The sequence below is a fragment of the Vibrio sp. 10N.261.52.C2 genome (genome assembly GCF_041471425.1).
Classification (GTDB): domain Bacteria; phylum Pseudomonadota; class Gammaproteobacteria; order Enterobacterales; family Vibrionaceae; genus Vibrio; species Vibrio crassostreae_C.
Window position 1 is genome coordinate 1 of record NZ_JBFROH010000095.1, and the last position, 11,730, is coordinate 11,730.

An 11,730-nucleotide genomic window follows, 5' to 3' on the forward strand; every position below is an offset into this window, starting at 1 on the left:
CTAATCCGCGATGAACCAAATTAAAGGCCTCGTTGGGCATCGGTGCAGCAAAGGTTGATACTGTCTTAGATAATATTGAAGTTTTCCAAGGTGGAGAGTTGTCTGGCAATGTTCACATTGTTGGTGGTGACGTTGAGCAACAAATCGACCTGATCAACTTGGTTCTCAACACAGAAGTAAAAGTAGAAACGGAAGATAGCACCAGCTACGAAACCTTTTCACTGGGTCGTATTCAAGCCGTAGAGCCTTTCGTTATCCAACCGGACGAAACCAAACTGGTTCCATTCCGTCTTAAGTTAAATGATGAAACGCCAGTCACCGCGTTGAACGCACAAATGAACCAATGCCATGTGTGGGTTGAAACCAACCTAGATATAGGCTTCGCGATTGACCCTAAAGACCGTGACTTTATCTCCGTACACCCATTGCCAACAGTGGCTAAAATCATCCAAGGCGTGGAAGCATCCGGTATCGCAATGGTGAAAGCTGACGTAGAGAAGGGCTTCTTAAAAGGCAACAACTTTGCTTCTCGTTCGGGTTGTTACCAAGAGATTGAATTTCGCAGCGGCGGTTTCATGAATAACAAAGAAATCGAGCTGTCATTCATCGTTGAAGGTTCAATGGTTCACTGCCTAGCAGAAATCGACCGCTCAATGAGCTTCCGCGGCGACCAATACATCTCATTCAGCTTACCTGCTAATGCGGCCGACTCAGACATTCGAAACGCTGTATCAAGAATCATGAGTGCGTAGTTCCCTCTCTGTTAGCAGTCGCTCTGTCTATTAATTAATAGAGACAATACAACTTTTTAAGCCGAACTTAACCATTCGGCTTTTTTGATTCTACTATCTGCCCCGTCCTGAAATGGGTTTACCACTGGTGCCGATAGGCCAATTGAAAAGCAACATCGGTGGAGTTGTCCATATTGAAAATGTTCTCGATTATGGATATCTCAATTGCCGAGCGTTGCATGAGATAGCGATAGCCAAACATCATTTCATTCGCGGCTTCTGAAAACTCAGTTTCACCGTCTTCTGCGCCTTCATACCAACGATACTCTAGGTGTAACTCATGATTTTCAAATAGCGTGAGTTGATATCCTCCCATCCATGACCATGTCGTTTTTTTTATGTGAAAAGCTATTCTCCACTTCTCTACTGGACTGATTCGCTAATCCTAAGCTTGTATAGAAGGTATTGATGTCGAGTTGGTATGCATAATTGAGTTGAGCGCTTTGTTCGGTGCTGTTTCCCTTAAATGCACCGTGGCTGACTTTGTTATGATAAAGGGAGACGCCAAAAGATAAGCCATGGTTTTCTATATCTATGATCTGATATTGGGTGTAGAGCGTGAAAGCGCTAGTCAATGTGTCGCCGGAGAAGTCTCGATTATTGACGCCATGGTCTGGTGCATAGATGTCGAATTGGTGTCTCTCTTTCTGATCTCGACCTGCTTGGTCGATGCTAAATAGGTCGTGAAAGTTAATGGTGATTTTGTCGAGATGATTATTGGCGGCGTATAACCAGCGGTAATTGAGCTCTACTTGCCACGCTGTAGTCAATTGCCATCGCAGGCCTGTTTGAAGTTGGTTTTGATAATAGTCTAAGTGATAGCCGTGGGAGTTAGCCCAGATACTCGCAGCAGTTAAGGCTGTAAATACTTCAACCTTATTCTCTTCAAGAGGGAAGCCTGAACGGAGCGACGGGGTGAGGCGAACCGACTGCAGTGGTGCTTGGGTATAACTGATTAAGGGGCCGTAATCTTTGTTGGCCCATGCGTTTGGCGCAGAAAACATGGCGGCTATTACTAGCGGTAAAGGTCGTATGAGCGATATACAAGTAGCCCGTTTCTCCATATGTACCTCATCTGCATTCCGTTGCTTATCTATAGCTTAGTTCGAAAGGTGAGTTTTAAAAGTAGAGAGATGAAGACCACGGTGCTCAAAGGCACTGTAGATTAATGAAGAGTCATTGAAGTAATACTACCTGTTACTTTGTTATTTTAACTTGTGCTCGTTTGTGAACTCGGTATTTAGGCCTATTGGGATACATCTATTCGTGTCACGTTACTCTACCGCCTCATCGGTAATCTGGGATTGAAATGTCATTAGGCTTTCTAGTTTTTTTGCTGCAAGCTTCAACCTACCGGCTTTAGTGAGTAAGTCACTAACACTCAACCTCAATGTAGGTGCGTGTATTGCCATGCCTGCAATCATATTTCCGTCTTGATCACAAACTGGGACTGCAATGGCAACCATACCTTCAATGAGCTCTTCATTGTCGATGCTAATACCACGAATCCCAATCTCGTCGAGCTCTCTGTTTAGGTCGTCGACGTTGGTAATCGAATGTTTTGTTTGTGGTTCTAGTGTTAGGGTCGAAAGTATCTGCTTTCGTTTATTTCTTGGCATTAAGGCCAAAAATAGCTTGCCACTAGCAGTACAGTGCAGAGGCAACCTCGAGCCTAATTTTAAGTTGACCATCATAGGCCAATTAGCCTCAACACGCTCAAAATACAACAATTCATATCCATCTAATACGGATAAGTTACAGGTTTCCTGTATTTCGTCTGTTAATTCTTTTAAAACCATCTGGCGAGGTGCGCGCCCATCAAAATGTGACAGGACGTCTAGAGACATTTTTTTAAATCGAGAACCGATAGACAAGAAGCGACCTTGGAGATCTCTCGCAATAATATCCTCATCTTCAAGTTGACTGAGTATCCGGTGTACGCTGGCCTTAGGAAGGTTTAGGAACAAAGCAATATCAACCGCTGTAACGGGGCGTGTCTCACTAGCGATGAACTCAGTAATCTTAAATGCACGTGATAGTGCTGAATTACTTGACGATTCGTTATTGCTCATGCTGCTTCTCCTTTGTTTTTTCTGATAAATTTGCAAGCAATGGGTCATTGCTTGCAAATTCGGTTAATCTACTTTAGCCGCCAAATTGAACCAAGAATAATGAAATGCTCGGTAATAAAGCAATCAAAACCCACGAGATAAATAGCGCTGTGAAGTAAGGAATGACAAACCGAACTAACTTACCATAAGGGATCCCGGTTACGCTACTTGCGACATATAAATTTAAGCCGAACGGTGGTGTGACAAAACCAATTGCAGCTCCGACTAAGAAGATAACTGAAAAATGAATCGGATCGACGCCAATGCCTGTGGCAATAGGTGCGAGAATTGGAGCTAAAATAATGGTAACCGGTAAGCTTTCTAAGAGCATCCCGGCTAAAAGTATAATCCCCATACACATAAATAAGACTGCGTAATAGCTTCCGAATCCATTAAGTGCGTTACCAATTATTTCACCGACTCCCATCATGGAAAGTAATTGTTGCATGACGACAGAAATCGCGATTAATGGTGCTAGCATCCCTGTAATCTGCCCTGATTTGAGCATCACAGAAGGGATGTTTTTGAAATGTAAGTCTTTGGTCAGAATACAGCCTGCGATAATTGTGAACCCAACGGTGAATGCAGCGGCCTCTGTTGGTGAGAATGCTCCAGAGTAAATGCCGTAGACGACTACACCAATAGTAATGAAGCCGAGGTAAGCGCGTCTTGCATATTTGAAACTGGTCTTTGCGACAAAAGGAATAACTGTTCCCCATCCTTGTTTTCGAGCAACTAGATGGCATGCGAACATCATCGCTAATACCATGAGGCTACCTGGCAGCATTCCTGCAATAAACAGATCCGTTATGGAAAGGTTCATCATGAAGCCATACACAATGAATATCACGCTCGGCGGAATAATAATTCCAACAGTTCCTCCTGATGCTGCTGTGGCTGCAGAAAATCTTTCGTCGTAACCATTCTTTTTCATTTCTGGAGCCATTATTGAGCCAATTGTGGCTGTTGTCCCAGCATTAGACCCGGAAATGGCTGCGAACATCCCACAAGCTCCAATCGCAGCCATACCCATACCACCACGAATGGAACCCAAAATAGAGTACGTAAAATCAGAGAGTCGTTTTGCAATGCCTGCAGCATTAATTAGATCGCCGGTTAGAATGAAAAGAGGTAATGCTAGTAAGCCGAAAAAGTTTAACCCCTCAAATAGCGTTACACCGATGTTAGCGAGGGTAAAGTCAATGACGATACTAACCCCAACAACCCATAGCCCAATGATTAAAAATATAGGGATGCCTGCTAGAAATAGAACCAAAACGATGACACTAATAATGCTAATCAAATCACCTTCACTCATGCTTCTTTCTCCGCTAATGATGTCTGGATTATCAATGGCTCATTATTTATGTACCGTTTACAATCTTGGAAGAAGTTCTGTATCACTCGATAGATTATTAATGTCCAGCCTACTGGTGTTGCCATATAAAACCACCACTGCATGACATCGTCAGTTCCTTGAACAATTGCAAAATTGTCGTAAGCGATCCTTACCTGATCCGTTGCAAAATAAAGAACGACGCCCGCAAAAACTAGCCAGAGAACGGCATCTAATATGAGGCATACAAATTGCGCTTGATAAGGGAGGCGTAATCTAATTTCGGTGAGCGATAAGTGAGTACGGTTTTTGACATTGACAGCTGCGCCGACCCAGGTAAGCCATAAAAATAGTAGTACAGGGATACTAGTGCTCCACGGAGCCTGAATACTAAAGAAAAAACGTCTGATTATTTCAACGAAGATAATGACAGTCATTATAGAGTAGCTGCTCACAATGAGATATTTTTCTATGTTGTTATCTAGCCAATACAAACACTTTTTGACTGAGGTTGCCGGGTGGACGGCAGTGCTGATGATTTCATTCATGATGTCATGCCTTAGTTTTATTTAATGGGTTGTCAGAGTATTAACCTAACCACCAACGTTGTGGTTTGACGTTGACTACCGCTGCGTCTTTAGGGAGTTCTCTAGCAATCCCGTGAATTTCTTTATAGATATCAATATCGCCTGCCCAAGCATTTAAACGATTACGCCATTTTTGCCATGGTTCTGGGTTATATTCCGGTGAGCATATTTGTTCAGCCTTAAATCTCTCTTCATCTGAAAGTGCAGCAAAGCGGATATTATTTTGTCGGAATTGCGTATTCTCGTTAGGGTGAGTTTGTGCACCAATAATTTCGTACAACCCACCTTCATTCATTCCGTGAGTAAAAATTTGTGCACAATATGCAGATTCCATGACCGCTTCTTTATGTTTATCGCTTAACTTTTCAAAAACGTCGTAATTCATAGCTGTACTCTCGTTGCCAGAGAACATGCGTAAATCGATCGCTTGAGATATTACTGATGTCATTCCTGAATATGCCGCTGCGCTCATCCAAGTTTCCGCACCATCAAGTAGTCCTTGTCGGAGCCCATCAATTGTTTCAGCCCAGGCAACTGGTACAGGGTTGAGATTGAGTTGCTCCATGGCGATACGCCCTAACTGGGTTCCTGTTACTCGGTTTTTGGTGCCTTGAATATCGGCTAGCGACGTAACCAAGGGTTTGTCTTTCCATTTGTTGCCTAACATGAGTCCACGTAAGTCACAGTGCGTGAATAGGAATTGAATGTTGTGGCGTTTACGTAATGGTTCACGAAACAATGATTCGCTTCGTTTGTCATAAAAAAAATGAAATTGCGAAGCTCGCGTAGGGAACATGTATGCAAAATCAAGAACATTCATGTATGGCGCACCAGCAGCGGAGTTTTGTGTAGATGCGGAATATATGTCAACGATTCCTTGCTGAGTTTTTCTTATACAATCCAATTGCCCACATAGTTGATTGGAGCCAAAGAATTCAACTTGTATTTCACCATTTGTTCTTTCTTCAAGATCTCTAGCGAAAAATAATTGTCCCGACTTTTGGATATCTAAGTTTTGTTCATTAAAGCCAGAGGCTCCAAACTTTAAGACTACGATTGGTTTTTTCTTTTCTCGAGTTCGAGATACGCTTTCCGACGCATTTGCCAGGCTACTTAAGGTAGCCCCTGTCCCTAATGTCCCTACAGCGAATAAAGCTGATGTAAGCCCGGCACGCTTTGCAACATTAAAAAAGTCGCGTCGGCTATATGGTTTGTCTTTTGAAGTTCTCATGTACCCATCCTGATTCATGTAAATAGCCCAATTACACTTGTTTAAAAAATGTTAAATGTCCAAATTGGGTTGTTATTAGTGTGCGATAAGTCAACAAAAAACAATTCATATTCTCTCGATATTTACTAATTATTGTTATTGGTTTATGTTTTTTGGGACGCTGTGTCTCGATTTATGAAAATACAAAGGAGATTTTGTTATGGGAAGGTTACATAAGGATGTGGGTGTCTTTGATTATGTTGTTGTAGGGGCGGGGTCGGCTGGGTGCGCAATTGCTAGTCGTTTAAGTGAGGATCAAGATGTTTCAGTGTTATTACTTGAGGCTGGTGGTCGAGATTGGAATCCTTGGATTCATATCCCGGTTGGTTATTTTAAAACCATGCACAACCCGTCAACTGATTGGTGTTATCTAACCGATCGTGATGAAGGTATTGATAATCGACAATTACAATGGCCTAGAGGCAAAGTACTTGGTGGGAGCAGCTCCTTGAACGGGTTGCTATATATACGTGGGCAAAAAGAAGATTATAACGACTGGGCGTCACTTGGTAATGAGGGGTGGAGTTATGACGACGTGCTTCCCTATTTTAAAATGTCTGAATGTCAAAGCCGAGGAAAAGATAAGTACCATGGCGTGGATGGGCCGTTGAAAGTGTCAGATCTTAGACTGAAACGGGATATTGCCGAACGATTTGTGGAGGCAGCTCAAGAGGTAGGTATTCCTTGGAATGATGATTTTAATGGTGAGAACCAAGAAGGAGTAGGCTATTTTCAGCAGACAGCATTTAATGGGTTGAGGTGCAGCAGTGCAAAAGCTTTTTTAACGTCGGCTCGAAAGCGCCATAATTTAACAATATTGACTCATGCACATACCTCCAAGCTTGATATTGTCGATAAGACAGCAAAAGGTGTTGAATTTTTTTGCAATGGAAAAGCAATGTATGTTTCGGCAGCTAAAGAGATTATTGTCAGTGCTGGTGCAATTGGCTCACCGCAAATATTACAGTTGTCTGGAGTTGGCAACAGAGCGGAGTTAGAAGCAGTAGGTGTTGATTGCGTTCATCATTTACCTGGAGTTGGAGAAAACCTTCAAGACCATTTACAAATTCGTCTGGTCTACAAAACTAGTTGTACAACACTGAACGATGAGTTGAGAACACCTTTGCATAAACTGACAGTGGGAGTTAAATATGCTCTGTTTCGCAAAGGTCCTTTAACGTTGGCTGCTAGTCAGGTATGTATTTTCACTCAGTCTTCCTCTGACTTAACAAGGCCTGACATACAGTTTCATATGCAGCCACTCAGTGCGGACAAACCTGGAGAAGGAGTGCACCCATTTTCGGCCTTTACTACTTCGGTTTGTCAATTGCGTCCTGAAAGTCGAGGTCGTGTGAAGATCACCAGCAAAGACTACTCCGTGCACCCTAGTATCCAACCTAACTATCTCTCGCACCCTAAAGATAAAGCTGTTGCAATAAACGCGATAAAGGTAGCGAGAGAAATCACCGATGCGAGTCCTTTATCTTCGGTTATTTCTGAAGAGTTTGTACCAGGTTCAAAGTATCAAACGGATGAACAATTGTTGGAAGCTGCGACAAAATACAGTCAATCCATCTATCACCCCGTTGGTACTTGTAAGATGGGCAATGATGCAATGGCAGTCGTTGATAATGAGCTAAAAGTTCATGGGCTAAAAAGCTTAAGAGTAGCGGATGCATCTATCATGCCTATTATTGTGTCGGGAAATACTAATGCACCGTCTATTATGATCGGTGAAAAATGTGCAGCTATGATAAAAAAAGAAACTAGTCTGTCTAAATCAAAGTCAGCAAAATTGTGCGAAGAAGCGATTTAATGCATCGGGGCTAAATTTAATCTCTAGGTTAGATGTATTACAGCCCCAAATAGTGTTCCCTGCCAATAAGTCATTTGCCAAACCACTGACGAAAATACTCCCAAAAATTACTCTTATGAGTCTATATTTTTGTTCAGAGTAAAAAGAATGGTTGAGGCTCAGAATATCAATACCCTACATTTACCTCTTTTGTTTCGCTTCATCAATCCTATGCAAGAAGACTTATTGCGTCTATAACACGATAGGCGTGCGAATTGCCTGAATTTGACTGCAGGGGAGAGGGGCGGCTTCGGCGCCATACCCACAGCGCATCATTGTCATTTTATATTATTTCGTTACAATGCTCGGATACCTACAAATAGGGCATCTGTATTTGCTTCTATGTGGGTATATTTATTATGCATATATCCCCAATCAGCGTACTCGTTGATTGAAAGACATATATTAAACATTTTCATGTGTTGCTTGGTGTGCAACACCACTGTAAAGGACAAATAATGCCAATTATTACTCTTCCTGACGGTAGTCAGCGTCAATTTGACAACCCTGTATCAACTCTAGATGTTGCCCTATCAATCGGTCCTGGTCTTGCGAAAGCAACCATTGCTGGTCGTGTAGACGGCGAGCGTGTTGATGCTTGTGATCTTATCGAAAACGATGCAAGCCTAGAAATCATCACAGCTAAAGATGAAGTTGATGGCCTTGAGATCGTTCGTCACTCTTGTGCTCACCTTTTAGGCCACGCGGTTAAGCAGCTTTTTCCAGAAGCGAAAATGGCGATCGGTCCTACTATCGATAACGGTTTCTACTACGATATCGACCTTGAGCACTCTCTAACGCAAGAAGATCTAGAAAAGATTGAAAAGCGCATGAAAGAGTTAGCGAAGACCAAGTACCAGGTTGTTAAGAAGAAAGTTAGCTGGCAGGAAGCGCGCGACGCATTCGAAGCTCGCGGCGAGACTTACAAGATTGAAATCTTGGACGAGAACGTTTCTAAAGACGATCGTCCAGGCCTGTACCATCACGAAGAATACATCGATATGTGTCGTGGTCCACACGTGCCTAACATGAGCTTCTGTCAGCACTTTACTCTACTTAACGTAGCGGGTGCTTACTGGCGTGGTAACAGTGACAACAAGATGCTTCAACGTATCTACGGCACTGCATTCCACGACAAGAAGGCGCTTAAAGCTCACCTTGTGCGCCTAGAAGAAGCGGCTAAACGTGACCACCGTAAAATCGGTAAAGCGCTTGACCTATTCCACATGCAGCAAGAAGCACCAGGCATGGTGTTCTGGCACCATAACGGTTGGACTATCTTCCGTGAGCTAGAAGTATTTATTCGTCAAAAACTGACTGAGTACGATTACCAAGAAGTTAAAGGCCCATTAATGATGGACCGTGTTCTTTGGGAACGCTCTGGTCACTGGGATAAGTACGCTGAAGCAATGTTCACAACTTCTTCTGAGAACCGTGAATACGCTATCAAGCCAATGAACTGTCCTGGCCACGTTCAAATCTTCAACCAAGGTTTGAAATCTTACCGTGATCTACCGCTACGTATGGCTGAGTTTGGCTCATGTCACCGTAACGAGCCGTCTGGCGCACTTCACGGCATTATGCGTGTTCGTGGCTTCACTCAAGATGATGCTCACGTATTCTGTACTGAAGACCAAGTTCAACAAGAAGTTAAAGCTTGTATTGATATGGTTTACGATACTTATACAACTTTCGGTTTCGAAAACATTGTTGTTAAGCTATCGACTCGTCCAGAACAGCGTGTAGGTTCAGACGAAATGTGGGACCGTGCAGAGGCTGACCTTAAGCAAGCGCTAGAAGCATTAGAGATTGCATACGAGATTCAAGAAGGCGAGGGTGCGTTCTACGGACCTAAGATTGAATTTACTTTGCATGATTGTTTGGACCGCGCTTGGCAATGTGGTACAGTGCAGCTCGATTTTGCATTACCAGAACGTTTAGGTGCTACTTACGTAGGTGAAGATAACGAGCGTCACACGCCAGTTATGATCCACCGCGCGATTTTAGGTTCACTAGAACGCTTCATCGGTATTCTTATTGAAGAATACGCTGGCTTCTTCCCAACGTGGTTGGCGCCAGAACAAGCAGTTGTCATGGGCATTACAGACAAACAGTCTGAATATGTACAAGAAATTACGAAAAAACTGCAAAAAAGTGGATTTAGAGTCAAAGCAGACTTGAGAAATGAGAAGATTGGCTTTAAAATCCGCGAACATACTTTGAAACGTGTACCGTTCATGCTTGTGTGTGGTGACCAAGAAATGGAAGCCGGCGAAATTGCAGTACGTACACGTAAAGGTAAGGACCTTGGCAAATTTAAAGTGGATGACTTTATTTCATACATCCAAGCCGAGGTTTCAAGCCGTAAGCTCAATCTGGAGGAATAGCTATTAAAGGCGGAAGACGTGGCCAACAACCGGCCAAACAAAACCAGCACCGTTTAAACGGTGACATTCGTGGCGTTCGTGAAGTGCGTCTAACTGGCGCAGACGGCGAAGCTGTTGGTGTAGTATCAATCGCTGAAGCGATGGAAGCTGCAAATGAAGCTGGTATGGATCTTGTAGAGATCAGCCCTAACGCCGAGCCGCCAGTTTGTCGTGTGATGGACTACGGTAAGTTCCTCTTCGAGAAGAGCAAAGCTGCGAAAGAGCAGAAGAAGAAGCAAAAGCAGGTTCAGATCAAGGAAATTAAATTCCGACCTGGAACTGATATTGGAGACTATCAGGTAAAACTACGCAACCTGACTGGTTTCCTAGAAGACGGCAACAAAGTGAAGGTAACAATTCGCTTCCGTGGCCGCGAAATGGCTCACCAAGAAATCGGTGTTGACGTTCTTAATCGTTTGAAAGCGGATACTGAAGAATTTGCAGTAGTCGAATCTTTCCCAACGAGAATTGAAGGTCGCCAGATGATCATGGTGTTGGCCCCTAAAAAGAAGTAATTAACGGCTTTGCAAGTAATTGAACCCTGCAGCCTCAGGTTGCGGGGTTTTATTCGCCCTAATTACTATGTTATTAACAACTCAACAATGCGGAGTTATTCATCATGCCTAAGATGAAAACCAACAAAGGTGCTGCTAAGCGTTTCCAGAAAACTGCTGGTGGTATTAAGTTTAAGCACGCTGGTAAACGTCACATCCTGACTAAGCGTACTACTAAGAACAAGCGTCAGCTACGTCCGAACTCGATCCTTCCTAAATGTGAAGTTGCTCAAGTTCTACGTATGATGCCATACGCTTAATTCTTTTTAGTTTATAAATTCGTTTAGTTTAGGAGAAGCATAATGCCTCGCGTAAAACGTGGTGTACAAGCTCGTGCACGTCATAAGAAAGTTCTAAAACAAGCTAAAGGTTACTACGGAGCACGTTCACGTGTTTACCGCGTAGCTTTCCAAGCAGTTACCAAAGCTGGTCAATACGCTTACCGTGACCGTCGCAACAAGAAACGTCAATTCCGTCAACTTTGGATTGCACGTATCAACGCGGCATCTCGTCAAAATGGTCTATCTTACAGCCGTTTCATCAATGGCCTTAAGAAAGCATCTATCGAGATCGACCGTAAGATTCTTGCTGACATCGCAGTATTCGACAAAGCAGCATTTGCTGTTCTAGTTGAAAAAGCGAAAGCATCTCTATAATTTAGAGTTAGCTTAAAGGTTTAAGAAAAGGAGAACTTCGGTTCTCCTTTTTTATTGCCTGTAATTTAGCTTTGCCATATTTTCTCGCATCTCGCATCTCGCATCTCGCATCTCGCATCTAATTTTTTATACCAATCCGGAAAA

At 43.1% G+C, this 11,730-nt stretch carries 9 protein-coding genes and 2 pseudogenes; 6 read left to right on the forward strand and 5 right to left on the reverse strand.

Translation table 11 applies throughout. The features are described from left to right. Window positions 1-17: 17 nt before the first annotated feature. Window positions 18-752, forward strand: a pseudogene (locus AB4307_RS21740) (sporulation protein); the annotation flags it as partial. A 118-nt stretch (window positions 753-870) separates the two neighbouring features. On the opposite strand, the pseudogene AB4307_RS21745 reads toward AB4307_RS21740, so the two are convergent. The 5 genes and pseudogenes from AB4307_RS21745 to AB4307_RS21765 all read right to left on the reverse strand — a co-directional run bounded on the left by AB4307_RS21745 (window position 871) and on the right by AB4307_RS21765 (window position 6,056). After that, window positions 871-1,795 (reverse strand): annotated as a pseudogene (locus tag AB4307_RS21745) (DUF3187 family protein). Window positions 1,796-2,065: 270 nt separating this feature from the next. Beyond that, on the reverse strand, window positions 2,066-2,863 hold the full coding sequence (locus tag AB4307_RS21750) for an IclR family transcriptional regulator (protein ID WP_372102872.1): 798 nt from the start codon (window positions 2,861-2,863) through the stop codon (window positions 2,066-2,068). A gap of 73 nt (window positions 2,864-2,936) precedes the next feature. Continuing rightward, window positions 2,937-4,220, reverse strand: coding sequence for a TRAP transporter large permease (locus AB4307_RS21755; protein ID WP_372133508.1), 1,284 nt, complete (start codon window positions 4,218-4,220; stop codon window positions 2,937-2,939). After that, window positions 4,217-4,786, reverse strand: a complete 570-nt coding sequence (locus tag AB4307_RS21760) for a TRAP transporter small permease (protein WP_017059783.1) — start codon at window positions 4,784-4,786, stop codon at window positions 4,217-4,219. Before AB4307_RS21760 ends, AB4307_RS21755 begins: the two co-directional genes overlap by 4 nt. A 40-nt stretch (window positions 4,787-4,826) precedes the next feature. Then, window positions 4,827-6,056 (reverse strand): TRAP transporter substrate-binding protein, encoded by a 1,230-nt coding sequence (locus AB4307_RS21765; protein ID WP_372133511.1) that lies wholly within the window; start codon window positions 6,054-6,056, stop codon window positions 4,827-4,829. Between the two features lie 199 nt (window positions 6,057-6,255). Between AB4307_RS21765 and AB4307_RS21770 the strand changes: the two genes are divergently transcribed. The 5 genes from AB4307_RS21770 (at window position 6,256) to rplT (ending at window position 11,586) form a co-directional block, all read left to right on the forward strand. Next, window positions 6,256-7,911: a GMC family oxidoreductase gene (locus AB4307_RS21770; RefSeq protein WP_372133515.1), complete on the forward strand. Its 1,656-nt coding sequence runs from the start codon at window positions 6,256-6,258 to the stop codon at window positions 7,909-7,911. Window positions 7,912-8,408: 497 nt separating this feature from the next. Further along, the gene (gene thrS / locus AB4307_RS21775; protein ID WP_048659527.1) at window positions 8,409-10,337 is read left to right on the forward strand and encodes a threonine--tRNA ligase; all 1,929 of its coding nucleotides are present in this window, start codon (window positions 8,409-8,411) and stop codon (window positions 10,335-10,337) included. Window positions 10,338-10,339: 2 nt separating this feature from the next. After that, entirely contained in the window at window positions 10,340-10,891 is a 552-nt protein-coding gene (gene infC, locus AB4307_RS21780) for a translation initiation factor IF-3 (protein ID WP_076654893.1), read from the forward strand. A 104-nt stretch (window positions 10,892-10,995) separates the two neighbouring features. Then, the gene (gene rpmI, locus AB4307_RS21785; protein ID WP_004738430.1) at window positions 10,996-11,190 is read left to right on the forward strand and encodes a 50S ribosomal protein L35; all 195 of its coding nucleotides are present in this window, start codon (window positions 10,996-10,998) and stop codon (window positions 11,188-11,190) included. Window positions 11,191-11,232: 42 nt separating this feature from the next. Beyond that, a complete protein-coding gene (gene rplT, locus AB4307_RS21790; RefSeq protein WP_004733517.1) occupies window positions 11,233-11,586 on the forward strand; it encodes a 50S ribosomal protein L20 in 354 nt (117 codons plus the stop codon). The last annotated feature ends 144 nt before the right edge of the window (window positions 11,587-11,730 follow it).